Origin of the sequence: Sphingopyxis sp. UBA6723 (genome assembly GCF_002454115.1) — a bacterium.
Classification (GTDB): Bacteria; Pseudomonadota; Alphaproteobacteria; order Sphingomonadales; family Sphingomonadaceae; genus Sphingopyxis.
In genome coordinates, this window is sequence record NZ_DKIH01000013.1 from 495720 (window position 1) to 521609 (window position 25890).

Consider the following 25890-nt stretch of genomic DNA (forward strand, 5'->3'; position numbering starts at 1 on the left):
TCCACTATCGTTCTCATTATGTCCGGTTCTGGTCCTGACGGAGAATGACAATGTTGACTGCCAAGCAGCATGAACTGCTTCACTTCATACAGCAAAAGCTCGACGCAAGCGGCATTTCGCCATCGTTCGAAGAGATGAAGGAAGCGCTGGGACTCAAGTCCAAGTCCGGAATTCACCGCCTTATCAGCGCCTTGGAAGAACGCGGCTTCCTCCGCCGCCTCCCCAACCGCGCCCGCGCCCTCGAAGTGATCAAGCTCCCCGAAGCGGCCAAATCGCCCGTGCGTGAGCGTAGCGACAATGTCGTCCCGCTCCGCAAGCCCGCCCCCGCGATGCGCCCGATCGCCGCCAACGACATCGTCGAAGTGCCGCTGCACGGCAAGATCGCCGCGGGCGTCCCGATCGAGGCGTTCGAGGATCACAATCACCTCTCCGTCCCCGCCGCGCTGCTCGGATCGGGCGAACATTATGCGCTCGAAGTGTCGGGCGACTCGATGGTCGAGGCGGGGATCTTCGACGGCGATTATGCGCTGATTCAGAAAGCCAGCACCGCGCGCGAGGGTGACATCGTCGTCGCGCTGGTCGACGGTCAGGACGCGACGCTCAAATATTTCCGCCGCGAAGGCCCGATGATCCGGCTCGATCCCGCTAACAGCGCCTACGAACCGCAACGCTACCCCGCCGACCGCGTCATCGTGCAAGGGCGGCTGTCGGGACTGCTTCGTCGTTACCACTAAGCTGCTGCGGCTGCCGCCACGGATGCGCGTCCCCGGCGCGCAGCGTGGTGACGGCCGCGGGCTGCTCGCCCAGATAGAGGGCCAGCCCGCCGGTTTCGAGCAAGCTGTCGCGATCGATCGTCAGCCAGCGCCCGACGCATTCCCGCGGTAGCCAGCGGTCACTGATGACGACATCGGCAGCCGCGCAGGCCGCCGCCCTATCGCTCCCCTCGATCCGGTCGCGCCCGCGCGACGCCAGGATGATGCGCCGGTCAGCCCCCTCGCCTTGGCTCCAGCGACAGAAATCGCGGTTGCATTCGACATGCTCAAGCTCGGCGAGCGCCGCCAGCGGCGTATCGATCCCCGCTGCTTCGGACAGTGTATCACGGACATACTCGCCCGCACGGTCGCGCAGCAACGCGTAGCCGCCATCGGGCAGCGCTGCGGCGATATGCTTGCCGTCGCCGGTCACCAATATGTCCGGCCGCGGCTGAACCAGCAGCGTCACCATGCCGATGGTGAGCGGGACCAGTCCCGCACGGCGCCACCGCGTTTGCCAGAGCAGAAACCACAGCCCGCCGAACACTGCGATCGCGAAGCCCCACGGCGGAAACACAGGCAGTGTTGCGACCGCGCCGGGTGCCGCCGCAACCCAATGCGCTAAACCAATGAGGGCGTTGATCGCCGCTTCGGCGACCCACCAGAACGGCGCGCCGAGGCCGATGCTGTCGAACAGCAGCGCAAAGGCTTCGGCGGGCATGATGACAAAGGTTGTCAGCGGGATAGCGATCACATTGGCGAGCGCGCCATAGAGGCCCGCCTTGTGAAAATGGAACAGCGCGATCGGTGCCAGCGCCGCCTCGACGACCAGCCCGGTCAGGACCAGCCCGCCGATGCCGCGGCCGAACCGGAAAACCCATGGCTCTTCGCGCCGGGCGACGAAGGCGCGCATCCAGCGGCTTTCGTGGAGCGCCACGATCGCGGTAACCGCGGCAAAGCTGAGCTGAAAGCTCGGCCCCGCCAACGCCTCCGGCCGCCATAGCATGACCAGCAACGCCCCTGCCGCAACCAGCCGCAACGTCAGCGCCTCGCGCCCCATCAGAAACGCGATCAGCACCAACAACGAGGCGATGAACGACCGCAAAGTCGGCACCTCGGCACCCGCAAGCAGCGTGTAGCCACCGCCCACCAACGCCGCGGCGGCGGCCGCGAGCGGCAGTACCCATCCACGCAGCGCCAGCCGCCGACTGAGCGCCAGCAGCCGCATCGCGATGAGCATCGTGAACCCCACCACGGCGGTGACATGCAGCCCGCTGATCGACAGCAAATGCGCCAGCCCGCTGCGCCGCATGGCTTCGTCATCGGCTTCGCTGATCGCCCCGCGGTCGCCGGTGACCAGCGCCGCCGCGACCCCGCCCGCCGATCCATCGATTTGGCCGTGAATATACCGCGTCAGGCGCGCGCGAAGCGGCGGTTGCCCTCGCCCCACTCCCGGCGCCCGGCTGATGTCACCAATCACTGTCCCGACGGCACCCAGCCGGTCGAACCATGCGCGCTGGGCAAAATCATAACCGCCCGGCAGGCTGGCGGTCGGTGGTGGCATCAACCGCGCGCGCAGGCCGATCCGTTCGCCCGGTAGCACGCCCGCAGCCTGATCCTCGCTCGCCGTCACGCGCAACCGCGGCGGCAGGTCGGCACGCGCGTGGGGCCGGACGATCAAGCGCACCTGCCCCCGCGCGGGCTGCGCATCAACGCGCTCGACCTCCGCCGAGAAGCTCGTGGTCACCGGCGCCGCCAGGACCGGTGCCTCGACCCACAGCGCGCGGCCCCAGATGAGCAGCATTCCCGCTGCGACGACGCCGCAACCGATGACAATCGAGCGCCCAAACCGCCGCTGCCAGCCTACCAGCAGCCCCGCCAACGCCACCGCGCTCAGTGCCAGCAGCGCACCGATCCAGTGCATCGCGGTCGGCAGCGCCAGCCACAGAGCAATCCCCGCGCCCAACGCCACCGGAAGCCACAGCGCAATCCGCTCGCGCTCCTCCTCCAACCGCGCCTCGATCCCATCGCCCAGCGCCCGCCAGCGACTTCCCCAGCGCGCGGCAATGGGCGTTTGAAGCTGCCTTGTCGCCATGCTAGGGGCTCCCCGATCGCCGCCGCGATGTGCGGCAAATTGTGTGAAAGAGGCCTTGGTGGCAACCGATATTGAAACCGATATGACCGCGAAAACCCCGGAAGCAACCGGCGCTGATGTCGTAACCCGTTTTGCCCCTTCACCGACCGGTTTCCTGCACATCGGCGGCGCGCGCACCGCGTTGTTCAACTGGCTGTTCGCGCGCCATCATGGCGGCAAATTCCTGCTGCGGATCGAAGATACCGACCGCGCGCGATCGACCGACGCGGCGATCGACGCGATCATCGACGGGATGCAGTGGCTTGATCTCGACTGGGATGGCGAGACGGTATTCCAGTTCGCCCGCGCCGACCGCCACGCCGCGGTCGCCGCCGAGCTGCTGGCCAAGGGTGAGGCCTATCGCTGTTACCTCAGCCAGGACGAACTCGCGGCGATGCGCGCCGAAGCGCAGGAAAAGCGCCTGCCCTTCCGAGTCCGCAGCCCCTGGCGCAACCGCACCGACGGCGACCCCGCCGTCCCGCACGTCGTGCGCCTGCGCGCGCCGCAGGACGGCGCCGCCACGATCGCCGACAAGGTGCAGGGCGAGGTTACCGTCCAGAACGCCGAACTCGACGATTTTGTCCTGCTGCGCAGCGACGGTACGCCGACCTATATGCTCAGCGTCGTCGTCGACGATAATGACATGGGCGTCACCCACGTTATCCGCGGCGACGATCATCTCAACAACGCCTTTCGCCAGCTGGCATTGATCCGGTCGATGAACTGGCGCGAGCCCGTCTATGCCCATGTGCCGCTGATCCACGGTGCCGACGGCGCGAAACTGTCGAAGCGCCACGGCGCGCTCGGGGTCGACGCCTATCGCGACGAAATGGGCTACCTCCCCGAAGCGGTGAACAATTATCTGCTTCGCCTCGGCTGGGGACATGGCGACGATGAAATCATCAGCCGCGAACAGGCGACCGAATGGTTCGACCTCGCGCATGTCGGGCGCTCGCCGTCGCGTTTCGACTTCAAAAAGCTGGAGAATCTTAACGGCCATTATCTGCGCGAGGCCGACGATGCCCGGCTGGCCACACTGGTCGCCCCGCGCGTCGAAACGCTCGTCGGTCGCACACTGAGCGATGTCGAACGCGACACGCTGACCCGCGCGATGGAATCGCTCAAACCGCGCGCCAAGACGCTCGACGAAATCGCCGACGGCGCGCTATTCCTGTTCCAGGCCGATCCGTTGCCGGTGGACGAAAAGGCTGCCGAGGTGCTAAAGGGCGCCCCGGAAGGCTTGCTGGCTGCCGTGACGCAGCGGCTGCGCGGGCTGAACCAATGGACGATAGAAGAGCTGGACGCCGCCGTGCGGGCCGAGGCCGAAGCCGCCGAACTGGGGCTCGGCAAATTGGCTGGGCCATTACGCGCGGCGCTAACCGGCCGAACCGTTTCCCCAGGGATTTTCGACGTGCTGTTGTTGCTTGGGCGTGATGTCAGTCTGGCCCGACTTGACGCAGCGCAACATTATCCGGCAGGGGCTTAGCCACGCTCTCTCCTCGCCGTCATAACAGGGAAAAATATATGACCGATCAACCCGCAAAAATCACCCTGGGCGACAAGACTGTCGAAAGCCCCGTCTTGTCGGGCACCATCGGTCCCGACGTCGTCGACATCCGCAAATTCTATGCCCAGACAGGCGCCTTCACCTACGACCCCGGCTTCACCTCGACCGCGAGCTGCGAATCGCAGATCACCTATATCGACGGCGACGAAGGCGTGCTGCTCCACCGAGGCTATGCGATCGGCGACCTCGCCGAACATTCCAGCTTCATGGAAACCTGTTACCTGCTGCTCAACGGCGAACTGCCGAACGCGCAGGAACTGGCCGATTTCGACAACACGATCACCCGCCACACGATGCTGCATGAGCAGCTTGCGACCTTTTACCGTGGCTTCCGCCGCGACGCGCATCCGATGGCGATCATGTGCGGGGTCGTCGGGGCGCTCAGCGCTTTCTATCATGATTCGACCGAGATTCACGATCCGCACCAGCGGATGATCGCGAGCCACCGCCTGATCGCCAAGATGCCGACGATTGCTGCGATGGCGTATAAATATTCGGTCGGCCAGCCCTTCGTCTATCCCGACAACAAGCTGAGTTACACCGGCAATTTCCTGCGCATGACCTTTGGCGTTCCGGCCGAGGAATATGAGGTCAATCCGGTCGTCGAACGCGCGCTCGACCGCATCTTCATCCTCCACGCCGATCACGAGCAGAACGCTTCGACCTCGACCGTCCGCCTTGCGGGATCGTCGGGCGCCAATCCGTTCGCGTGCATCGCAGCGGGCATCGCGTGTCTGTGGGGTCCGGCGCATGGCGGCGCGAACGAGGCCGCGCTCAACATGCTGCGCGAAATCGGCCGCCCCGAGCGCATCCCCGAATATATCGCGCGCGCCAAGGACAAGGACGATCCGTTCCGCCTGATGGGCTTTGGTCACCGCGTCTATAAAAACTACGATCCGCGCGCGACGGTGATGCAGAAGACCGTCCGCGAAGTGTTCGAAGCGCTCAAGGTCAACGACCCGGTGTTCGAAGTCGCTCTGCAGCTCGAGGAAATGGCGCTCAGCGATCCCTATTTTGTCGAGAAAAAGCTGTTCCCGAACGTCGATTTCTATTCGGGTGTCATCCTGTCGGCGATCGGTTTCCCGACGACGATGTTCACCGCCCTCTTCGCGCTCGCCCGCACCGTCGGCTGGGTCGCGCAGTGGAACGAGATGATCTCCGACCCCGCCCAGAAAATCGGCCGCCCGCGCCAGCTCTATACGGGTCCGGCGCCGCGCGATTATGTGCCGGTGGGTCAGCGCTAAGACGATTTTCGCGCTGAGGCGCAGAGAATGCAGAGAAAAGGATGGGGGCCGCGATTGCGGCCCCTTTTCGTTGGCGGCTAGGTCAAACTGGATGGCGACTTTGTGGTGGTTAGCTGCCCTTCGTTTCTTCGTCACCCCGGACTTGATCCGGGGTCCATGAGGCCATACGCCGCCCGCTGCTGAGAGGGCGCATGGATCCCGGATCAAGTCCGGGATGACGAAAGTTTATGGCCGCAAGTGGTCGAAACCAGACGTCATGAACCTCTGCGCTCTCTGCGTCTCTGCGCGAATTGAAAAAGCGCTACCCCACATCCCGCGCCGGCAGGCTCAGCGTAAACCGTGCCCCCTGCCCCGGCGCGCTATCGACCGTCAAATCGCCGTCCATCGCCCGCGCCAGTCGCCGCGCGATGTATAGCCCCAGCCCCGAACCACCGCTATCAGTGCGGCCCAGCCGCTCGAATTTCTCGAACACCACCGCCTGCTGCTCGGCGTCGATCCCCTGCCCCTGATCGGCGACGGTCACGGTCGCGCGGTCTCCGTCGCGGTTGACGCGGATCCAGATCAGCGAATTGTCGGGCGAATAGCGGATCGCATTGCCCAGCAGGTTGAGCAGCACCTGCAACACGCGGCGGAATTCGCCGGTTGCAGGCGCCTTGTCGTCGGTGCGCGGGGCGTCGATGCGGATGCCTTTTTCCTCGGCCTTCATGCCGAGCAGCCCGACCGCGCGGCGCGCAAGATCGCCCAAGTCGATTTCGTCGGCCGCCGCCTTGAATCCAGGCCGCTCGATATTCTGCAAATCGGCCAGATCGTCGACCAGCCCCAACAAATGCCGCCCGGCATGCGCAATATCGCCCGCGTAGCGTGCATAATCAGCGCGGATCGGGCCATCGAACTGGCCCGAAATCGTCTCGGCGGTCGCAATGATGCGGCTGAGCGGACCGCGCAACGCGCCGTCGATGCGCCGCCCGAATTGCGGATCGGACAGCGGCAGCGACCCGAACGCCGGATCGACGAGCATCGCGGCGGGCACCGGATCGGCGGTGTCCTCTGCGACGACGGCCGATCCGCGAAACCCGGTAAATCCACCGACCGCGTCGAACAGCGCGTCGCCCGACAGCGTCATCGCCATCCGCCCGGTCGGCGCGTCAGCCTGCACATGCTGGCCGTCGAAGCGCGATTGCCGCGCGAGCGCGCGCAAGACGGGAAAGCGCCCGTCACCATCGGGTTGCAGCTCGAACAATTCGGACAGCGAGCGCCCTTCCCAATCACTGGGGACCGGCGGGGCATCGGGCGCGGCGCGGAGCGCCACCACCCGCAATTGCTGGTCGCACTCCCAAGTCCAGCCGTGCGGTACGACGACATTCTCGCCGATCGCCGGGATCTGCGGCTGCGTCACCGGCCGCGTGCGCCAGTCGCTGATCTCCAGGCTCGCCCCCTCGGCGTCGGGGATGATCCGCACCAGCGCGTGGATATCGCTATGATCGTCGGCGGTGTGCAAAGGTCGGCTGATGTCACGGTGCAGTCGCTGCGCCAGCGCCACCAGCCGCGCCAGATGCGGCAGCGCCAGCGGCTTGCCCAGCCCCGCCCCCGCGCGCTGTTGCAGTCGCAGCAGCGGCGCATCGGCGCTGACCAGCGCGCCCGACCGGTCGATCCGGCCGCGGACGATCCGCTCGCTCATCGCTTGCCCTGCTCCGCCGCCAGCATGTCGCCGAAATCGCGCGCGCCGTCATCGGTCACCGCCCGCGACGGCAGCATCGCCAGCGACGCTTCGAGCGGCGCCAGCGCGGTGCGATCGAGCTGCAGCGGCGCGAGCAGCGACGGCAGCGCCCCCGTTTCGGCCGTCAGCAACGCCAGCGCCATATCGTCATAGCGGCGGCGGTGCGCCGCGGCGGCGAGTGCGATCAGCGTCGGCCAATCGTGCCGCGCGATCGCCTGTCCGGCAGCCTCGGACAAACCCGCACCCAAAATCTTTTGATAGGCCGCGCCCGCGTCGGCCATGCCGCGCTCGGCGGCGTGACGCTCGGTAGCAACCCGCACCGCGTCGCCCAATTGGGCCGCGCGGGCCTGATACTGGCTGACCTCGGCCAGACGCCACGCTGCGACGTCGCGCAACAACCCGCGAAACACCTCCCCGTCGAGGTCGGCAAGCGCCAGCGCAGGATGGCCCAGCGCGTCGAACCGGCGACGATCGGCAATCTGCAAATCCAGATAGGCGCGGTCGATGTCGGACAGTGGCGAGCCCACCGCGGCGTCGCTGCTCGCCTCGCCGGTATCGGCCAGGATCGGCGGCGGCGGCGTGCGCTGCGCCGATTGTTCGCGCCAGCGATGCTCCTCGGCGCGGGCGAAGCAGATCGGCGCCAGTCGCTCGGCGCCCGGCACCCCCTTGCGCAGCCATTCTTGCCACAATCCGTCGGTGTCGATCGCCGGGTCCAGCCACGCCGCGACATCGGCGACCAGCCGCCGTGCGATCCCGAGCGACAAGGCGCGCTGTTCCTCGGTCAGTCGCCCGGCGGCGGGCGCCGACAGATAGTCCGCGAGTTCGCGCAGGCGCGCGGACAGCGGATCGATGCCGGACGAGGAGACGGAGTCAGTCATGCACGATTGCGGATAGCAGGATGGCGTTAATACGCGCTAAACCTTGAACTGCTTTGTTTTAGGACGCTTCGGGGCGCCGCGCCAAGCGCAGCCACAGCAGGATTTGCAGCAACGCAAGCAGCGGCAGGATGGCGAACATCAGCGAGGCGAAGTCGAACAGCAGCGCCGGAGCGAGCATGATCCACGCCTGATCGGCATCGGGCAGCAGCCAGTGGAACCGCCGCCGCTCACCCGAATCCTCGTAGAGCGACCGGGCGAGCAGGATCGTCGCGGCGAGGCACGGCGCCAGCGCGGCCTCGGAAAACAGCGGCATGTCATGCCCCGGCCCCGCCAGCGAGACGATCCATGGAAAAACCGCGAGCAAGACCCAGGCAAAGGTGCGAATGACGTCGCGCACCCGGTCCTGCGCTGCGCTTTCGGCGCGAAATGCCGACAGAAAGCGCATCGCGGTCAGCCCCAGTCCGCCCAGGATCGCGACCAGCGCTCCCGCCGCCGCCAGCCCGCTCGCCGTCAGCCCCGCAACCGCCAACCACAGAAAGGCGGTCAAATAGGGGAGGTAGCGCGCTGTCGTCGGCGATTTGACCAGCAACGGCCCGGCAAGCCGGATCAGCGGCATCATGATCGCCGACCGCCCAAACCCCATCCCGCCATATTCAACCTGTTGCAGGCTCGATTGCTCGATCAGCGCCGCGGTCGGGCGGTCGGTAACGATCGCAATCTCGCCCTGCTCGAACAGCGCTGGTTCGCAATAGAGTCGCCGCGCGCCCGATTGCACCGCCAGCCGCAGCAGCGTGAGCATCATGTCCCATTCGCCCGGCATGGCCGCCAGCTCGGCGACCATCGGCTGGGAAATGCTCGCCAGCCCGCCCCAGCGCCGCGTTGCATCGATCCGCTCGAACCCCTGCGTCAGCGGGGTGTCGCCGGTGACGAGGATCGCGGGCGCCCCCGGCTTGGCGATCGCGGCATAATGCGTCCCTCCGGCGCGCAGCCCGTCGGCAACCAGGATGATCCGGTCATCCTCCTGCACCAACCCCATCAGGTCGGCGGCGGCGCGGACCGGGGTCACCTTCAACCCGCGGCGCCGGATGCGGTCGCACGTCGCCAACAGGTCGGCGGGTACTGCGGCGACCGCGACCGCGATATGCGTCACCCCGACATCGGCCAGCCGCGCCGCTTGCCGCTCGATAAGCGTTTCGCCCGCCACGGTGACGAGCGCGCGCAGCCCGCCGTCGGGCAAGACTTCGCTCGCGCCGATCAGCGCGATCAGGGCCATCGGCGGGCGCGATGATATTGAGGAACCACGGGTCAACGTCATATGACGCCGAACCGGTTTGGCAAGCATCGCTTGTTGCAGGGTGGCGGTGCATGATACGCCGCCGCGGTGGCAGAGCATGGATCGGCAATCATCATCGGGGCTTCGGGCGGGATCGGCGCCGCGCTCGCTGACGCTTTGCAGGCGGATGGACGCCATGACGTCATCCACCGTTTCGCCCGTTCTTTCCCGGACCCGCACCGTATCGACATCACCGACGAAGCCTCGGTTGCCGCCGCCGCGGCCCTCGTACGCGACAGCGGTCCGCCGCCGCGGCTGGTCATCGTCGCCACCGGCCTGCTCCACGCCGAGGGGCAACAGCCCGAACGAAAGCTCGCCGACATCGACCCCGCCTGGATGGCGCGCAATTTTGCGGTCAACACGATCGGCCCTGCCCTGATCGCCAAATATTTCCTGCCCCTGCTGCCGCGCCGCGAGCTTACCGTCTTCGCCATGCTGTCGGCGCGCGTCGGCAGCATCGGCGATAATCGCAGTGGCGGCTGGTACAGCTATCGCGCCTCGAAAGCCGCGCTCAATCAGTTGGTGCGCGGCTTCGCGATTGCCGAGGCGCGGCGCAATCCCGACGCGCTCGTTGTGGCGCTGCATCCCGGCACCGTCGACACCGGTCTGTCGGCGCCGTTCCAGCGCGGCGTGCCGCCCGAAAAGCTGACCAGCGCGCCCACCGCTGCCGCGAATCTGCTGCGCACCATCGATGCGCTGACGCCCGCCGAAACCGGGCGGATTTTTGCGTGGGACGGCAGCGAAATCATTCCCTGACAACCGACCGAATCGCTGGCATTTCCCGCCGCCGTCGGCTAGGTAAAAACCACCTCCCGAAAAGCAGAAAAAAGGCCGGGTCTTGACCGAAGAAAATACGCCGACGCCGCCGTCCGAAGACGGTATTTCGCCGATCAACATCGTCGACGAAATGAAGACAAGCTACCTCGATTACGCGATGAGCGTGATCGTCAGCCGCGCGCTGCCCGATGTGCGCGACGGGCTGAAGCCAGTGCACCGGCGCATCCTCTATTCGGCGTTCGAAAGCGGCTATGTCGCGGGCCGCCCCTATCGCAAATCGGCGCGTATCGTCGGTGACGTCATGGGTAAATATCACCCGCACGGCGACAGCTCGATCTACGACGCGCTCGCGCGCATGACGCAGGACTGGTCGATGAGCGTCCCGCTCGTCGACGGTCAGGGCAATTTCGGCTCGATGGACCCCGATCCGCCGGCGGCGATGCGCTACACCGAATCGCGCCTCGCCAAGGTCGCGAACACCCTGCTCGGCGATCTCGACAAGGACACGGTCGATTTCCAGCCCAACTATGACGGCTCCGAATCCGAACCCACCGTCCTGCCCGCGCGCTATCCCAATCTGCTCGTCAACGGAGCGGGCGGCATCGCGGTCGGCATGGCGACCAACATCCCGCCGCATAATCTGGGCGAAGTGATCAACGCGACGCTGGCGACGATCGACAATCCCGAAATCACCCTCGACGAATTGATGGCGATCATCCCCGGTCCCGATTTCCCGACCGGCGCGCTGATGCTGGGTCAGGGCGGCGCGCGCAATGCCTATGCCACCGGCCGCGGGTCGGTGATGATGCGCGCGACGCACATCATCGAAGAAGGCAGGAACGACCGCCAATCGATTGTTTTGACGTCGATTCCGTTTCAGGTCGGCAAGTCGGGACTGGTCGAGAAAATCGCCGAAGCGGCGCGCGATAAGCGCATCGAGGGCGTCTCCGACATCCGCGACGAATCGAACCGCGAGGGCGTTCGCGTCGTCATCGAACTGAAGCGCGACGCGACCGCCGAGGTCGTGCTTAACCAGCTGTGGCGCCACACCCCGGCGCAGTCGAGCTTCCCCGCCAACATGCTCGCGATCCGCGGCGGGCGCCCCGAAATGATGGGGCTGAAAACGATCCTGTCGGCGTTCATCGACTTCCGCGAGGAAGTGATCACCCGCCGTTGCAAGTTCGAGCTGAACAAGGCGCGCGACCGCGCCCACATCTTGCTCGGCCTCGTCGTTGCGGTCAGCAATCTTGACGAAGTCGTCCGCATCATCCGCGGCTCGTCCAGCCCGGCGGCGGCGCGCGACGCGTTGCTGACGCGCGAATGGCCGATCGACGACATCGCGCCTTATATCCGCCTCGTCGAAGCGATCGACGGCGAGCTCGACGCCAGTTCGAGTTATCGCCTGTCCGAAGTGCAGGTGAAGGCGATCCTCGACCTCCGCCTCCACCGCCTGACCGCGCTTGGCCGCGATGAAATCGGCAAGGAACTCAAGGAACTGGCGGACGAGATTGAGGAGCTGCTGAGCATCCTCGCCAACCGCGACAAGTTGATCGCGGTGATGCGCGACGAGCTGATCGCGGTGCGCGACGAATTCGCCAAGCCCCGCCGCACTTTGCTCGCGCCCGCCGCCGACGGGATCGACGACGAAGATCTGATCGAGCGCGAAGAGATGGTCGTGACCGTCACCATGGACGGCTATATCAAGCGCACCACCCTCGACAGCTTCCGCGCCCAGCGCCGCGGCGGCAAGGGCCGCGCCGGCATGGCGACGAAGGACGAGGATGTCGTCACCGAAATGTTCGTTACCTCGACGCACACCCCGGTGCTGTTCTTCTCGACCCTCGGCAAAGTGTACCGCATGAAAGTGTGGCGCCTGCCCGAAGGTGGCCCCGCGACGCGCGGCCGCCCGATGGTCAATCTGCTGCCGCTCGGCAAGGACGAGACGATCTCGACCGTCCTCCCCCTGCCCGAGGACGAGACCGAATGGGGCAAGCTCCACGTCATGTTCGCCACCGCGAAGGGCAGCGTGCGCCGCAACAGCATGGACGCCTTCACCAACGTTCCGTCGAACGGCAAGATCGCGATGAAGTTCGAGGGTGAGGATGAGGACGACCGGCTGATCGGCGTCGCCCTGCTCGACGAAAGCGACGATGTCCTGCTCGCTACCCGGCAGGGCAAGGCGATCCGCTTTGCCGGCGACGATGTCCGCGAATTCCAGAGCCGCAATTCGACCGGGGTGCGCGGCATGCGCCTTGCCGCAGGCGACGAAGTCATCTCGCTGTCGATCCTCCACCGCGTCGGCACAACCGGTGACGAACGCGAAGCCTATCTGCGCGCCGCGCCGTGGAAGGACAATGAAAACGCACCGACGCTGGACGAAGCTCGCATGGCCGAGCTCGCGGCGCGCGAGCAGTTCATCCTGACGGTCTGCGCCAACGGCTATGGCAAGCTGTCGTCGGCCTATGAATATCGCCGCACCGGCCGCGGCGGTCAGGGGATCACCAACATCGACAATATCGCGCGCAACGGCCTGGTCGTCGCGAGCTTCCCTGCGACCAAGGCGCATCAGCTGATGCTGGTCACCGATCAGGCAAAGCTGATCCGCATGGGGCTCGATTCGATGCGCGTAATCGGCCGCGGCTCGGCGGGTGTGCGCCTGTTCGACGTCGCGACGGACGAGCATGTCGTATCGGCGGCGTTGATTGAGGAAGGCGACGAGGAATCGGTCGAGAACGACGTCACCGAAGCCGCAGCCCCCGAAACGGAAGCGCCGACGGAATGATGGCGTCCACCGCCTTCAAGATACTGACCCAGCAGCAATGGGCCGATTTCGAACGCGAGCGCGTATTCCGGGGCGCCCCGGTGGATATCGCCGACGGCTATATCCACCTGTCGACCGACGAGCAGCTTGACGGCACGATCGCAAAACATTTTGCGGGTCAAACGCCTCTGATGATCGCCGAGGTGGACCTGCTCCTCCTTGGCGACGCGATCCGCTGGGAGGCGGCGCGCGGCGGAGCGCTGTTCCCACACCTTTATGCAGAATTGCCCATGCACGCCGTTATCGGACTGCAAAGGCGCGACTGAAATAGTGTCGCCTTAGCATAAGGCGGCCAATTTGGCGTGCGGGGGCCGCACGCCGCCGCGGCGGCGGGCATATCATTGGGATATTCGTGCCGCCGCCGACTGACCGCTTGCGCAATTGCGCCGCGCTCGACAAACAGCGGCATGGCCATTCTTTCCGATCGCTGGATTCGCGAAGCCGCCCAGACGCAGGGCATGATCGAACCGTTTGTCGAGGCGCAGCGCCGCGACGGGTGTATCAGTTATGGCCTGTCCTCCTACGGTTATGACGCGCGCGTCGCGCCCGAATTCAAGATCTTCACCAACGTCGATTCAACGATCGTCGATCCGAAGGATTTTGATCCGAAGAATTTCGTCGATCGCGAAACCGACGTGTGCATCATCCCGCCGAACAGCTTTGCGCTTGCCCGCACGGTTGAGTATTTCCGCATTCCGCGCGACGTGCTGGTGATCTGTCTGGGCAAATCGACTTATGCGCGCTGCGGCATCATCGTGAACGTCACCCCGCTTGAACCCGGCTGGGAAGGCCATGTGACGTTGGAGTTTTCCAACACTACCCCGCTGCCCGCCAAGATCTACGCCAATGAGGGCGCGTGTCAGTTCCTGTTCTTGCAAGGCAACGAACCGTGCGAGATCAGCTACGCCGACCGCGCCGGCAAATATATGGGGCAAAAGGGCGTCACCCTGCCAAAGCTCTGACGGTTCGACCGGAAAACGGAACCTCCTCCCGCGCCGCGCGTCGTGAAAGCACAAGCGGCGGGGGCATCGTTTGGAGGACCGACGCATGTCCATGATCGCTGTCTTTATCGGACGTCTATTTATCTCGCTGATTTTCATCGTGTCGGGGATCAACAAGCTGATCCATGTCAACGACACCAATGCGATGATCACCGCCGCGGGCCTGCCCGCTGGCCTAGCCATTCCAACCGGGCTGTTCGAACTGATTGCCGGGGTTTGTATCGCGCTCGGTATCGCGGTCCGCCTGTGGTCGACCCTGCTCGCGGGCTTTGTCCTGGCGACGATCCTATTCTTTCACCGCGAATTCACCGATCCGATGCAGGCGATGGCGGCGATGAAGAATCTCGCGATTGCGGGCGGGCTGCTGAGCCTGTTCGGCTATGGGCATACCCGCTGGAGCTACGATGCGCTACGCCAGCGTCGCCGCGACGAAATCGCCGCCCGGTACGCACAGCTCCGCGCCACGGAAGCCGAAGTCCGCGCGGCACGCGCCGAGGGCCGCGCCGGAGCGGCGGTTAGCGAGCCGGTCGTGGTCCAGAAACGGCCCTTCTGGCGCCGCTGACGCTTCGCACTTGGCATCGGCCTTTTGCTGCGCTAGCCTCTCTTTACGTTTACGTAAGGGGAGGCTTTCATGGCCAGCCGGGAATTTGACATCATCGTCTATGGCGCGACCGGGTTCACCGGTCGGCTGGTTGCCGAATATCTGATGCAGCATTATGCGGGCCGAAAGGATGCGCCGAAATGGGCGATGGCGGGGCGCAGCGCCGCCAAGCTGGCCGAGGTGCGCGACCTGATCGGCGCACCCAAAGGCACCCCGCTGGTCGTCGCCGACGCCGGCGATCCTGCAACGCTCGACGCCATGGCCGCGCGGGCGACCGTCATTCTGACCACCGTCGGACCCTACCAGCTTTACGGTAACGAGCTGGTCGCCGCCTGCGTGAAGGCGGGGACCGCCTATGCCGATTTGTGCGGCGAACCCGGCTGGATGCGCGCGATGATCGACGAGCATGAAGCTGCGGCCAAGGCCTCTGGCGCGCGCATCACCTTCAGTTGCGGCTTCGACTCGATCCCCTTCGACCTCGGCGTCCTTTTCCTGCAAGCCGAGGCGGTGAAGCGCCACGGCAAGCCCGCGCCGCGCGTGAAGGGCCGCGTCCGCAAAATGGCGGGCGGCGCATCGGGTGGCACCATCGCCAGCCTGACCGAGACGCTGAAGGCGGTTGCCAAAAAGCCCTCGCTCGCGCTGCTGCTCAAATCCAGCTTCGCCCTGACCCCCGGTTTCGAAGGACCGTCGCAGCCGACCGGGCTGTTCCCAGAATATGACAGCGCCACCGGCACCTGGACCGCGCCCTTCGTCATGGCGCCGATCAACACCAAAAATGTCCACCGTACCAACTTCCTGCTCGGCCACGCCTGGGGTGCCGATCTGGTGTATGACGAGATGGTGATGACCACGATTGGCGACGCCGGAAAAGCGATGGCCGAAGCGATGGCGAAGGCCAATCCGTTTGGCGAATCGAAGCTCAAGCCCGGTGAAGGCCCCAGCAAGGAAGAACGCGAGAACGGCTTTTACGACATCCTCTTCATCGGCGAATATCCCGACGGCACGACAGTCCGCGCCAGCGTACAGGGCGACCGCGACCCCGGCTATGGCTCGACGTCCAAGATGCTGGCGGAAACCGGCATCGCCTTGCTCACCAACAAAGGCAAAGGTGGGGTGTGGACTCCGGGCGCGCTGCTCGGCGACGCGCTGATCGCCCGGCTGACCGAGCACGCCGGACTGACTTTCCAGATCGAGGGATAACCCCTCCTCCGTTCGTGCTGAGCTTGTCGAAGCACTGTTCTTCCCTTCTCCCCCGGAAGAAGAAAGGACGGCCCTTCGACAAGCTCAGGGCGAACGGTTTTGTTGGATCGAATGAAGAGAACAAAACCCAAATGACCGCTCAAACCTCTCCCAGCGCGCTCGACGCGCTGCTTTCGACGCTACGCACCGAAGAGGGCGTAGCCAAGGCGCATATCGACGATGGCTGGATGCAGGGCCGCACCGCTTATGGCGGGATCAGCTCGGCGGTCGCGCTCGCGGGCACTATGGCGCTCCATCCGACCGACACGCCGCTACGTTATGCCCAGATCAGCTTTGTCGGTCCCGTCGGCGGAGATTGCACCGTGACCACGCGCGTGCTGCGCCAGTCGAAATCCTCGCTGTTCGTCGATGCCGGGGTGTCCAGCGACTCGGGTTTTGGCACCGCGGCGGTGTTCGCCTTTTCGCCCGACCGCAAAAGCCATCTCGACCATAACCGGCTGACGATGCCCGACTGCCCGGCGCCAGAGACGCTCGAACCCGTGCCCGACCATCATGCGCGGCCATCGTTCGTGCGCCATTTCGACATGCGCCCGACCACCGGCCCGCGCTTCGCGTGGAAAAGCGAGGTCGGCGAATATCTGACCTGGGTGCGCTTCGTCGAGGAACCGGCGTGTCACCCGGCGGTCGCGCTGCTTGCCATGGGTGATGCCCTGCCCCCCGCCGCGATGGCGCTGTTTAGCGAATTCGGCCCGATCAGCTCGATGAACTGGACCGTCAACATGCTGACCGGCGATCCAAAAACCGACGACGGCTGGTGGCTGCTATCGGCAAAGACCGGCTTTGCCCGCCATGGGCTGTCGGTGCAGGATATGATGCTGTGGAACCGCGCCGGTGAGCCGGTGCTGAGCGGCAGTCAGGCGATCGCGATTTACGCCTAATCACCCGTCGCCCCCGCAAAGGCGGCGGCCGCTGTTGGCCTATTCCAGCGCTTCCGCGTAAACCGCTAGCGGCCCCCGCCTTCGCGGGGGCGACGGACTACGCCGTCGGCAACGCCACCACCGCATCCAACCCGCCGCCGTCGCGATTGCGCAGCGTCAACGTTCCACCCTCGCCCTCGGCAATGTCGCGCGCGATCGACAGCCCCAGCCCCGACCCGCCGGTCGCCCGGTTGCGCGATTGTTCGCCGCGTGCAAAGGGTTCGACCAGCGTCCGGATTTGCTCATCGGTCAAACCGGGTCCGTCATCCGAAACGATGATCCGCACCTCACCCTGCCCCCGTTCGACCGACAGGCGCGCACGTTGCCCATAGGCCGCGGCATTGTCGATCAGGTTTCGCAGCGCGCGGCGGAGCAGCAACGGCCGCGCCATCACCGCGGCATCGACAGCGGCGGCGACCGACACATCCTTGCCGCGTTCGCGATAATCCGCGGCGAGTTCTTCAATCAGCCCGCGCAAAGCCACCGGCTCGCGCCCCTCGGTCCCGGCCCCCGATCGCGCCAGCGCCAATATGTCGGTCAACATCGCTGCCATTTCCTCGATTGACGCGATCATCTTGTCGCGCAGGGCATCGTCCTCGACCTGTTCGACGCGCACCCGCAAGCTGGCGAGCGGCGTGCGTAGATCGTGGCCGACTGCGCCAAGCATCCGGTCCTTGTCCGACAACATCGTCGCGATCCTGCCGCGATAGGCATTGAAGGCGATGATCAGGTCGCGAACGTCCGACGGCCCCTCTTCCTCCAGCGGCGTGGCATCGCGCAATGCGGGATTGGACCGCGCCGCGCGCGTCAGGTCGCGCAGCGGCGCCGCAGCGCGCCAGGCGATGACCATGATCGGAATGAGCAACAGCAGGTAGAGCGACAGCGTTTGCCAGACGAGAAAGCCCTGCAACCGGTTGCCGCCCGTCGGGATCCGGCTCCGCACCGCAAAGTAGCGGCGGTCGATCTGCGCCGAGACGATCACTGTCCGACCGGGGAAGTTCGCTCGCAGCCGTGGCCGCTGCGGTAGCGCCCAGGCATCGACCGATTGCGCCGATACATCGGCCTCGTTGAGAAGGTCGGCGACATAATCGGCAAGCTCAGGCATACGCACCGCGCCGGTGGGTACCGGGACCGGCGCATCGGAAATGACCAGCTTCTGCGCGCGCTCGCGCTCTTGCGGCTCATCCCGGCGATCACGCGAACCGGCGCGCGCTTCGCGCGGGTCGCCCCGGAAATCGCCGCGCCGGTCGCGATCGACTGCATCGATAATCCGCGCCACCGCCATGCCCCCGCCATGCGCCAACGTCTGCTGTTTCTGCCCGCGCACGAGCAGGGCAAAATTGACCGCCTGCGCGACGAACAGCATCACCGCCACCGCAAACACAAGCTGCCCGATCAGGCTGCGCGGCCACAGGCGCAGTTTCACGCCGCCGGTCCCATGCGTTTGACTTCGCAAGCCAGCGTATAACCGCCGCCCCACACCGTCTTGACGATCTGCGGATGCGCAGCATCGACCTCGATCTTCTTGCGCAAACGACTGACCAGATTATCGATCGCACGGTCGAAAATTTCGGCCTCGCGCCCGCGAACCAGATCGAGCAGCCGGTCACGGCTCATCACTTGCCGCGGATGGCGAACCAGTGCGTGGAGCAGATGATATTCGCCCGACGACAGCGCGACCTCTTTACCGTCACTATCAACCAAAACGCGCTCGACCTCGCGGAGCACCCAGTCGGCGAAAGCATAGCTGGTGCCGCCGGGATCGAGCGCCCGGCCACCCTGCTGGGTGCGGCGCAGCACGGTACGGATGCGAGCCACCAGTTCGCGGGGGTTGAAAGGTTTGACGACATAGTCATCGGCGCCGATCTCCAATCCGATGATCCGTTCGGTATCCTCGGCGCGCGCGGTCAGCAGGATGACCGGGATCGCACTCGACTCACGCAAATGGCGGGTTAGCGACAGGCCATCCTCGCCAGGCATCATGATGTCACTGACGACCAGATCGACCGATTGCGCACGCAGCACCGACCGCGCCTCCGCAGCGCTCGCCGCGGCGGTGACGGCAAAGCCTTGCGCGATCAGATATTCGCTCAGCGGTTCGCGGATCGACGGTTCGTCGTCGATCAGCAGGATGCGCGGAGAATTGCTGTCGGTCATTGTCGATCCGATTAATGAAGCTAGTTCGCCCACCGGTCGGGGGACCGATGGGCGATAGCTGGCAGGGACCAGCGGCAAAGGCAATGCCGGGAGGGGGAAGAAAGCCTGCCCGTCGCCGCCGATCCCTGCCAAATGCTTAGCTGGCCGGAGCAGCCGGCGCCGCACGCTTCGCGCGCCATTCGCCGCGCTGGGCCTTGCGTTCCTCGGCGGTCACCTGACCATCCTTGTTGGCATCGGCCGCATCGAAGCGCGCGAGTGCCGCGGTCTGGAACTCGGCCTGACTGATCGCCTTGTCACTATTGGTGTCAGCCTTGCCCATCATGCCGCCGTGCATCGCATGTCGCGCACCGCGTTTTCCGTGACCGCGCATGCCGGGACGCTTGCCTTCACCGGCCTCGCCCGCCTCGGCGCGCTTGGCAACGCGCTCCGCACGCTTGGCGGCACGTTCAGCGCCCTGATTGTTCCACTCCGCCTGGCTGATGCTGCCATTGCCGTCGGTATCAAGGGCCGTAAACTTCTTGGCCTGCATCTCGGCCCGCTTCGCGGTGCGGTCGGCGGCGTCGATCTTGCCGTCCTTGTTGAAGTCCATCTTGGCGAACCGCTGCGTGGCATGCGCCTGTGCTTCGGCGCGGGTCAGCGTGCCGTTGCCGTCGGTATCGGCTTTGGCGCCGCCAGGAGCGGCAAGGACGGGAACGGCGATCAACGCGGGGCTCAAAGCGAAAAGCGAGATTTTCTTTGTCATGGTACGAGTTCCTTCATGGAATGATCCCGGGAAAGCCCGGATCCCGATGAAGTTGTTTTAGGCACGATTTGTCCCAACCGCTTGCCGGATTGGTGCAAAAGTGTCGCAAATTGTCGCAGATGTTGGTCGCCGTTCATCTTGCTGCAAAACAGTACCCGCCGTGACCTCGCCACGATCTTCACGCGGTTCGGGAGCGCATGTAGCTCGACACACGCTCCCTATAACATTTGCTCGGCGCGGATTTACGGGCTGACCGGCGAATCTTCATCGTCTTCCGAAATCAACACGATCGCGGTGATCCCGGCAAGAAGGCCGACAAGTCCGATAATCCATCCCGAATTGCCCGCCAGTTCGCTCTCGCCGCTGATCGCCGAGCCGGCGCGCGCTCCGCTGGCGGCGGATGTCGCCGAAGCCGCGACCGGCGCTAGCACCGCGGACGATGCTGCCAGAGCGATCAAGATTTTTTTTGCCATGCGCATGTCATTCTCCATCAAGTCAACAGGATGTCGGAATCCAGTCAACGATCCTGAGGCACTGGATGATCCCATGCACCACGGCGTTCATCGCATAAATCGGACGGGTTGGCGGGGTTAGCACCCAACAAGAAGACCGAAGCTGGGTTATCGACGAGACATTTGGCGCTCATTGCGCGTCCACGCGGTCAAGGCGACTGCCGCTCACCGCCTTTGCCCATGCTTGCGATCCTGCTTGTCGATCGCGTGCTTTCTCGCCTCCCGGGCTATACTGGCGGCGCTCGTCAATCGCTTGAGATGGAGTTCGGCCGCTAACGCCTCAACCATTGCGGTGTGCCGGCTGGTCCTGACGCGCATCCTTTCGATGCTGTTGCCCGTCATCATCAACCGAGCAGTTCCGGTCGGCGAGGTCGCTGATCGCCCGCACGACATGACGCACAATCAGTCCAATGACAGCGGGCCATGGTCCAGTCGAGGCAAAACGTGCCGTGCGAAAAGATCGCATTCGGCGGCATGCGGGTAACCGGACAGGATGAAGGCATCGATCCCCTCGGCCTGATAAGCGCGCAGCTTGGCAAGAACCTGATCCGGATCGCCGACGATCGCTGCACCGCAACCTGAGCGAGCGCGACCGATGCCTGTCCACAGATTATCCTCGACAAACCCGTCGTCGCCCGCCGACGCGCGCAGTTCGGTCTGACGAGCGACTCCCGCGGTTGCTGTGTCGAGCGATTTCTGGCGGATCGCCTCGCCTACCCCGACATCGAGTTTGGACAGCAGGCGAGCCGCATAAGCGCGGGCCTCGGCCTCGGTTTCGCGCACGATGACATGGGCTCGATAACCGAACTTGAGCTTGCGGCCCTTTGCCGCAGCGCGCGCGGTCAGATCGCCGACAACATCGCGCACCTTGTCCATCGTGTCGGGCCACATCAGATAGACGTCGGCCGCCTCCGCCGCGGCCTCGCGCGCGGCGGGGCTGAGGCCGCCGAAATAGAGCGGCGGGCATTGGCCCGAGACCGTCGTCATGCGCGGCGGATCAAGCTCCAGATCATAGAATTCGCCATGATGCGACAGATGTTGGCCAGACAGCATCGTCTTGAGAATATTCATTACCTCGACCGTCCGCGCATAGCGTGGTTCGCTGTCGAGCGACTGGCCTGGCAGGTCCGATGAAATGATGTTGACGGTGAGGCGTCCACCCAGAATGCGGTCGAGCGTCGCGATCCGCCGCGCCAGTTGCGGCGGCCAGTCCTCACCGATCCGCACCGCCATCAACAGGCGCATCCGGTCGAGGAATGGCGCAATAGCGGCGGCGAACACCGTAGTGTCCAGGCCGAGCTGATAACCCGACGGCAGCAAGATATTGTCGAAACCGCCTTTTTCGGCCGTCAGCACGATATTGCGGCAATGCTCCCAGCTGGATTGCAGCATCGGATCCGGTTGGCCCAGAAATTCATAGTCGTCGTCGCACAGCGCCGAAAACCAGCTTACCTCGCACGGACGATGCGCTTCATCCTGTGTCATGGCAGTTTCTCCCCGCGCGCTGCAACAAACACCTCATACCAACTGGTTCGCGTCCAGCGAACCGCAAAGGCGTCGGCCGCCTCGGCGATCCGCACGACATTCTGCGTCCCGACGATCGGGATCGGCCGCGCCGGATGCGCCATCAGCCAACTATATGCCGCCGCGGTCCGGCCAACACCATGCGCCGCGGCGACGGCATCGAGCGCCGCGACGACCGCACGCTCGCGCTCGTCCGTCGGATCCGCCAGCCGACCGCCGCCCAGCGGCGACCAGGCGAGCACCGCCATGTCCATCTGCATCGCTTGGTCCAGTTCACCATTTTCAAACGGCGCGATGCGGAGCGGAGACAGCTCGGGCTGGGTGCTGGCCAGCGGAACGTCGAGAAAATGCTGGAGCGCGGCGATTTGCGCGGGGGTGCAATTCGACACGCCGACGGCGCGGATTTTGCCGGCGGCCAGCGCCTTTTGCACCGCACCCGCGACCTCCTGCGGGTGAGTCAGAATGTCGGGGCGGTGAATCTGCCACAGGTCGATGACATCAGTCCGCAGCCGCTGAAGCGACGCATCGATCGCCTGCGCCAGATAGGCCGCGCTGCTGTCATAGGGTAGCGGCGGCATGATACCGCCTTTGCTGGCGAGCACCATGCGTCCGCGCAGGCCGGGATCGGCGGCGAACAGTTCGCCGAGCAGGCTCTCCGCATCGCCAAAGCCGTCGCGGCCGTCAAAGCCATAGATGTCGGCGGTATCGAACAGCGTGATCCCGATATCGAGTGCTGCATCGACCAGTTGACGCGCAGTGTCGGCGGGTCCGGCAAAGCGCCACATACCCCACGCGAGGGACGATATGGTGATTCCGCTTTGGCCCAAAGCGCGGGTGGTGGGAATGGCGGGGAGGTCGCTCATATGCCGATCAATTCCTTATTGTGGCGCGGGGTCGCGTGCGAGCACCGAATCGCGCTCGACGAGATCATGTTGCAGGCGTCGATGGACAAGATTCTGTCCGGTGAGCAGCAGGTCGGTTGCAGTGTGCGCCAGATCGAACACCGGCTGGCGAATCGTGGTCAGCGCGGGCCAGACCATTCGCGCCAGCATCGTGTCGTCGAACCCCGCCACCGACAGGTCGCCTGGCAGATCGAACCCGGCACGGTGTGCCGCGGCCAGCACTCCCGCCGCCATATCGTCGTTGGCGGCGAAGATCGCGGTTGGCCGGTGCGGCATAGACAGGAACTGCTGGCAAGCGGCAAAACCGCTGGCAAAATCGAACAGGCCGTCTGCGATCAACTGCGGTTCGAACGGCAGACCGGCACGGTCGAGCGCGCGGCGATAACCGAACAAGCGCTCGTCGGACGCCATATGGTTGGGATGACCCTTGATGAATCCGATACGGCGATGGCCCAGATTGATCAGGTGGGTGGTCATGTCATCCGCAGCTTGCGCGTCGTCCATGAACACGGACGATGTCATCGAATGATTGGTGCCCGGCGAAATGCGGACAAAGGGGACGCCCAGTTGCTCCAATGTCCGCAGCACCGGGTCGCAATCGGTGACCGGCGACGACAGGATGATGCCGTCGACGTGGGTATCGCTGACCAACCCGCGCACCTGCTCACCGACATCGGGATCATCGACCTCGACCGGCTGGCCGAGCAGGCGAATGCCGTCCTGATGGCAGCGCGCCCAGCATCCGGATTGGATCTGGTTGATATAATAGGGACTGTGATTGTCATAGATCAGCGCAATCTGCGCCGATTTGGTCCCGGCCAGGATGCGCGCCGCGACGCTGGGCCGAAACTCCAGATCGCGGATCGCGGCTTCGACCTTTTCGCGGGTATCCTGACTCACATAGGGATGATCGTTAAGGACCCGGCTGACGGTTTTGACTGAAACCCCGGCGCGTGCCGACACGTCGCGAATGTTGCTGCGCTGGCTCATCCAACAAGCCCCCGGTGCTCAGACAACGCCTGGAACAGCGGCGCAAAAGCGCTGCCGGCCCGGTAAAATACCGGCGGTGCGCCAAAAGGCCCCGATACCTTGCACCGTCCGGCCGCCATCATATCGCCGGTCCACACATGCACCCATTCATCGTCCGCGGGAATCAGCACCTCGCGGTCGATGCCGCCTTCGTGAATGATCGGTGCCACCAGCAAATCGCCTCCGAGCAGATATTGATCTTCGCATGCGTAGCACGCGTCAGTCGGATAATGCAGGAACAACGGCCGTTGCAAAGGCAGCCCACGCTCGACCGCTTCGTCGCAAAGCGACCGCAGATAGGGCGCGAGCGCCGCGTGGACGCGCGTCATCGCCGCGAAATGATGCAAGATGTCGGGAGTGCTGTCGATTTGCAGATTGTCGTCGGGGCGGTTGCCCTCATGCGTTCGCATCACAGGCGAAAACGCACCAAGTTCAGCCCAGCGCTTGAGCAAGTCGGTCGTGCGGACAAACCCGTGGAGCGAGGTGTAACCGCCGACATCGCTATGGCTATAGGCGTTGCCGACCAGCCCCGCCGACAGCGCTGCGGTGATCACTGTACCGATGCCGTCGTGGCGCGAAAAATCGACGCACTGGTCGCCCGCCCACAGCAATGGGCAATGCGCCTGCACACCGCTATGCCCGGCGCGCATGAAGAACAGCGCGTCGCCGGTCATGCCTTTCGCCGCGATCGCCCGCGCATTCACCTCGGCCCACAGCACCGGCCAGCGGTTATGCGCCAGCATCGGATCGCTGCCATCGTGGAGCCGCAGGTCGGTCGGCAGATATTCGCCGAAATCGGCCATCCAGCCTGCGATGCCGATGTCCAGCATTTCGCGCCCGATCACGCGGTCGGCGAACCAGGCGGCGGCGGCAGGATTGGTAAAATCGACGATTCCGCAATCGAACTCGCCGAAATCGACGATATAGGGTTCGTCGCTGTCGAGCCGCAGCGCCAGAAACCCCTGCTCGCGCGCTTCGGTAAACATGCCGCCATCTATCGCAAGATATGGGTTCACATAGCCCAGAAACCGGATGCCATCGGCGCGCAGCCGGGCGACATGGCCAGGCAGATCGGGGTAGCGTGCCGCGCTCCAACGCCAGTCCCAGAACAGGCGGCGGCCAAAGCTGGTTTCACGAATGCCGACCCAATCCTCGCACCACAGGCCGGACACAACCGCTCCCGCCTCCCGAATTTTGTGCAATCGGTCGAAGCTCGCCATCCCCTGCTTCAGGCCGACAATCGCGCCGCCGATGGCCCAATCGGGCAATTTCGGTTGCCGCCCAAAGCGGCTCGACAAGGCTTCCACCAACGTCGGCAGATCATCGGCAAAGGTGAATTCGATGCGCCCGCACCCCTCCCACCACGCGATCCGGTTCGCCGCTGGATCGCTGAAGTCGAGTACCGCATAGGCCGTGCTCGTCAGATGACAGGCGTAGCGGTGCGACGACAGAAAGGTCGGTTGCGGATAGTTGGTTGTCCAATAATCGCCGCCGGCCATGCCCTCGCGGTCCATGATCTGCGTCAGTTCGCGGTCCTTGTCGCGCCCCACGCCGGGCTCGCTGGTCCAGATCGGAAAGCGACGACCGTTCAGGCGCAGATAGCTCATCTGCTCGCCGCCGCCCCAGACATGCTCGTGCGGCTGCGCCACCAGTTCGACGGCCAGGCGATTGCAATCCCCGATATGGCTTTCCACATTGAGCGCGAAGCCGCCATCGAGTGGCACAAGGGAGAGCGTCAATGCGGATGGCGCACCCGCATGGCTCCGCATTTCGACCCGATCGGGCATAACATCAATGATCGGCAAAGGCGCCAGATCACGGCGGCGATCCTCCATCCGGAAATTGCCGCGGATCATCACAACATCCGGGTCGCCGACGGCGGCGGTAATGGCCGGGCTCGCGCCGCGGTGGCGCAGCAGCGTCAGCGCACCCGCCACCAGGTCGAAACCGTCATCCTGTGCTCGAAACTCCGCGTTCACGGTCGCTTCCCACCCCCATCACCATGTTGCCATCGCGCCACAG

General features: G+C 64.9%; 22 protein-coding genes. 10 read left to right on the forward strand and 12 right to left on the reverse strand.

Going from position 1 to position 25890, the window contains the following annotated elements; all coding sequences use genetic code 11:
- The first annotated feature begins 50 nt into the window (after positions 1–50).
- Entirely contained in the window at positions 51–734 is a 684-nt protein-coding gene (gene lexA / locus B4F07_RS15685) for a transcriptional repressor LexA (RefSeq protein ID WP_293700832.1), read from the forward strand.
- Here the strand turns inward: lexA and B4F07_RS15690 are convergent.
- Entirely contained in the window at positions 688–2847 is a 2160-nt protein-coding gene (locus B4F07_RS15690) for a ComEC/Rec2 family competence protein (protein WP_293700833.1), read from the reverse strand. The two genes, lexA and B4F07_RS15690, sit on opposite strands and share 47 nt — an antisense overlap.
- Before the next feature lie 82 nt (positions 2848–2929).
- On the opposite strand from B4F07_RS15690, the gene gltX reads away from it, so the two are divergent.
- Both gltX and B4F07_RS15700 read left to right on the forward strand, forming a co-directional pair.
- Positions 2930–4372, forward strand: coding sequence for a glutamate--tRNA ligase (gene gltX / locus B4F07_RS15695; RefSeq protein ID WP_293700956.1), 1443 nt, complete (start codon positions 2930–2932; stop codon positions 4370–4372).
- Positions 4373–4410: 38 nt separating this feature from the next.
- Positions 4411–5697: a citrate synthase gene (locus B4F07_RS15700; RefSeq protein ID WP_293700834.1), complete on the forward strand. Its 1287-nt coding sequence runs from the start codon at positions 4411–4413 to the stop codon at positions 5695–5697.
- A 301-nt stretch (positions 5698–5998) separates the two neighbouring features.
- Here B4F07_RS15700 and B4F07_RS15705 read toward each other — a convergent pair whose 3' ends face one another.
- The 3 genes from B4F07_RS15705 to B4F07_RS15715 are packed head-to-tail and all read right to left on the reverse strand — an operon-like array spanning position 5999 to position 9565.
- Positions 5999–7375, reverse strand: a complete 1377-nt coding sequence (locus B4F07_RS15705; RefSeq protein ID WP_293700835.1) for a sensor histidine kinase — start codon at positions 7373–7375, stop codon at positions 5999–6001.
- Positions 7372–8292, reverse strand: a complete 921-nt coding sequence (locus tag B4F07_RS15710) for a hypothetical protein (protein WP_293700836.1) — start codon at positions 8290–8292, stop codon at positions 7372–7374. The genes B4F07_RS15705 and B4F07_RS15710 overlap by 4 nt, the downstream gene beginning before the upstream one ends.
- 58 nt (positions 8293–8350) lie before the next feature.
- On the reverse strand, positions 8351–9565 hold the full coding sequence (locus B4F07_RS15715) for a hypothetical protein (protein ID WP_293700837.1): 1215 nt from the start codon (positions 9563–9565) through the stop codon (positions 8351–8353).
- Positions 9566–9673: 108 nt separating this feature from the next.
- On the opposite strand from B4F07_RS15715, the gene B4F07_RS15720 reads away from it, so the two are divergent.
- The 7 genes from B4F07_RS15720 (at position 9674) to B4F07_RS15750 (ending at position 16963) form a co-directional block, all read left to right on the forward strand.
- Positions 9674–10381, forward strand: a complete 708-nt coding sequence (locus B4F07_RS15720; RefSeq protein ID WP_293700838.1) for an SDR family NAD(P)-dependent oxidoreductase — start codon at positions 9674–9676, stop codon at positions 10379–10381.
- Between the two features lie 82 nt (positions 10382–10463).
- Positions 10464–13184: a DNA gyrase subunit A gene (gene gyrA / locus B4F07_RS15725; RefSeq protein WP_293700839.1), complete on the forward strand. Its 2721-nt coding sequence runs from the start codon at positions 10464–10466 to the stop codon at positions 13182–13184.
- Positions 13181–13489, forward strand: a complete 309-nt coding sequence (locus B4F07_RS15730; RefSeq protein ID WP_293700840.1) for a DUF952 domain-containing protein — start codon at positions 13181–13183, stop codon at positions 13487–13489. Before gyrA ends, B4F07_RS15730 begins: the two co-directional genes overlap by 4 nt.
- Positions 13490–13630: 141 nt before the next feature.
- Positions 13631–14185 (forward strand): dCTP deaminase, encoded by a 555-nt coding sequence (gene dcd / locus B4F07_RS15735; protein WP_056350559.1) that lies wholly within the window; start codon positions 13631–13633, stop codon positions 14183–14185.
- Between the two features lie 85 nt (positions 14186–14270).
- A complete protein-coding gene (locus B4F07_RS15740) occupies positions 14271–14786 on the forward strand; it encodes a DoxX family protein (protein WP_293700841.1) in 516 nt (171 codons plus the stop codon).
- 69 nt (positions 14787–14855) lie between these two features.
- Positions 14856–16025, forward strand: a complete 1170-nt coding sequence (locus tag B4F07_RS15745) for a saccharopine dehydrogenase family protein (protein ID WP_293700842.1) — start codon at positions 14856–14858, stop codon at positions 16023–16025.
- Between the two features lie 131 nt (positions 16026–16156).
- The gene (locus tag B4F07_RS15750; protein ID WP_293700843.1) at positions 16157–16963 is read left to right on the forward strand and encodes an acyl-CoA thioesterase; all 807 of its coding nucleotides are present in this window, start codon (positions 16157–16159) and stop codon (positions 16961–16963) included.
- 97 nt (positions 16964–17060) lie between these two features.
- Here B4F07_RS15750 and B4F07_RS15755 read toward each other — a convergent pair whose 3' ends face one another.
- From B4F07_RS15755 to B4F07_RS15790, 8 genes are all read right to left on the reverse strand, one after another.
- On the reverse strand, positions 17061–18428 hold the full coding sequence (locus tag B4F07_RS15755; RefSeq protein WP_293700844.1) for a sensor histidine kinase: 1368 nt from the start codon (positions 18426–18428) through the stop codon (positions 17061–17063).
- Positions 18425–19159 (reverse strand): response regulator, encoded by a 735-nt coding sequence (locus B4F07_RS15760; RefSeq protein WP_293700845.1) that lies wholly within the window; start codon positions 19157–19159, stop codon positions 18425–18427. Before B4F07_RS15760 ends, B4F07_RS15755 begins: the two co-directional genes overlap by 4 nt.
- Before the next feature lie 136 nt (positions 19160–19295).
- Positions 19296–19901 carry an EF-hand domain-containing protein gene (locus B4F07_RS15765; RefSeq protein ID WP_293700846.1) on the reverse strand — a complete coding sequence of 202 codons (606 nt, stop codon included), beginning with the start codon at positions 19899–19901 and terminating at the stop codon, positions 19296–19298.
- Between the two features lie 242 nt (positions 19902–20143).
- Positions 20144–20374: a hypothetical protein gene (locus tag B4F07_RS15770; RefSeq protein ID WP_293700847.1), complete on the reverse strand. Its 231-nt coding sequence runs from the start codon at positions 20372–20374 to the stop codon at positions 20144–20146.
- A 441-nt stretch (positions 20375–20815) separates the two neighbouring features.
- Positions 20816–21898 carry an LLM class flavin-dependent oxidoreductase gene (locus B4F07_RS15775; RefSeq protein WP_293700848.1) on the reverse strand — a complete coding sequence of 361 codons (1083 nt, stop codon included), beginning with the start codon at positions 21896–21898 and terminating at the stop codon, positions 20816–20818.
- The gene (locus B4F07_RS15780) at positions 21895–22800 is read right to left on the reverse strand and encodes an aldo/keto reductase (protein WP_293700849.1); all 906 of its coding nucleotides are present in this window, start codon (positions 22798–22800) and stop codon (positions 21895–21897) included. Before B4F07_RS15780 ends, B4F07_RS15775 begins: the two co-directional genes overlap by 4 nt.
- 15 nt (positions 22801–22815) lie before the next feature.
- Positions 22816–23829, reverse strand: coding sequence for a LacI family DNA-binding transcriptional regulator (locus B4F07_RS15785; protein WP_293700850.1), 1014 nt, complete (start codon positions 23827–23829; stop codon positions 22816–22818).
- Complete coding sequence (locus B4F07_RS15790) at positions 23826–25847, reverse strand: alpha-glucosidase (RefSeq protein ID WP_293700851.1); 2022 nt, start codon at positions 25845–25847, stop codon at positions 23826–23828. The genes B4F07_RS15785 and B4F07_RS15790 overlap by 4 nt, the downstream gene beginning before the upstream one ends.
- Positions 25848–25890 lie beyond the last annotated feature (43 nt).

What these genes read in the sequence shown, in the direction of transcription:
- lexA (WP_293700832.1), top strand. Translation starts at nt 51, where the DNA reads ATGTTGACTGCCAAGCAGCATGAACTGCTTCACTTCATACAGCAAAAG.
- B4F07_RS15690 (WP_293700833.1), bottom strand. Translation starts at nt 2,847, where the DNA reads ATGGCGACAAGGCAGCTTCAAACGCCCATTGCCGCGCGCTGGGGAAGT.
- gltX (WP_293700956.1), top strand. Translation starts at nt 2,930, where the DNA reads ATGACCGCGAAAACCCCGGAAGCAACCGGCGCTGATGTCGTAACCCGT.
- B4F07_RS15700 (WP_293700834.1), top strand. Translation starts at nt 4,411, where the DNA reads ATGACCGATCAACCCGCAAAAATCACCCTGGGCGACAAGACTGTCGAA.
- B4F07_RS15705 (WP_293700835.1), bottom strand. Translation starts at nt 7,375, where the DNA reads ATGAGCGAGCGGATCGTCCGCGGCCGGATCGACCGGTCGGGCGCGCTG.
- B4F07_RS15710 (WP_293700836.1), bottom strand. Translation starts at nt 8,292, where the DNA reads ATGACTGACTCCGTCTCCTCGTCCGGCATCGATCCGCTGTCCGCGCGC.
- B4F07_RS15715 (WP_293700837.1), bottom strand. Translation starts at nt 9,565, where the DNA reads ATGGCCCTGATCGCGCTGATCGGCGCGAGCGAAGTCTTGCCCGACGGC.
- B4F07_RS15730 (WP_293700840.1), top strand. Translation starts at nt 13,181, where the DNA reads ATGATGGCGTCCACCGCCTTCAAGATACTGACCCAGCAGCAATGGGCC.
- dcd (WP_056350559.1), top strand. Translation starts at nt 13,631, where the DNA reads ATGGCCATTCTTTCCGATCGCTGGATTCGCGAAGCCGCCCAGACGCAG.
- B4F07_RS15740 (WP_293700841.1), top strand. Translation starts at nt 14,271, where the DNA reads ATGTCCATGATCGCTGTCTTTATCGGACGTCTATTTATCTCGCTGATT.
- B4F07_RS15745 (WP_293700842.1), top strand. Translation starts at nt 14,856, where the DNA reads ATGGCCAGCCGGGAATTTGACATCATCGTCTATGGCGCGACCGGGTTC.
- B4F07_RS15750 (WP_293700843.1), top strand. Translation starts at nt 16,157, where the DNA reads ATGACCGCTCAAACCTCTCCCAGCGCGCTCGACGCGCTGCTTTCGACG.
- B4F07_RS15760 (WP_293700845.1), bottom strand. Translation starts at nt 19,159, where the DNA reads ATGACCGACAGCAATTCTCCGCGCATCCTGCTGATCGACGACGAACCG.
- B4F07_RS15765 (WP_293700846.1), bottom strand. Translation starts at nt 19,901, where the DNA reads ATGACAAAGAAAATCTCGCTTTTCGCTTTGAGCCCCGCGTTGATCGCC.
- B4F07_RS15770 (WP_293700847.1), bottom strand. Translation starts at nt 20,374, where the DNA reads ATGGCAAAAAAAATCTTGATCGCTCTGGCAGCATCGTCCGCGGTGCTA.
- B4F07_RS15775 (WP_293700848.1), bottom strand. Translation starts at nt 21,898, where the DNA reads ATGACACAGGATGAAGCGCATCGTCCGTGCGAGGTAAGCTGGTTTTCG.
- B4F07_RS15780 (WP_293700849.1), bottom strand. Translation starts at nt 22,800, where the DNA reads ATGAGCGACCTCCCCGCCATTCCCACCACCCGCGCTTTGGGCCAAAGC.
- B4F07_RS15785 (WP_293700850.1), bottom strand. Translation starts at nt 23,829, where the DNA reads ATGAGCCAGCGCAGCAACATTCGCGACGTGTCGGCACGCGCCGGGGTT.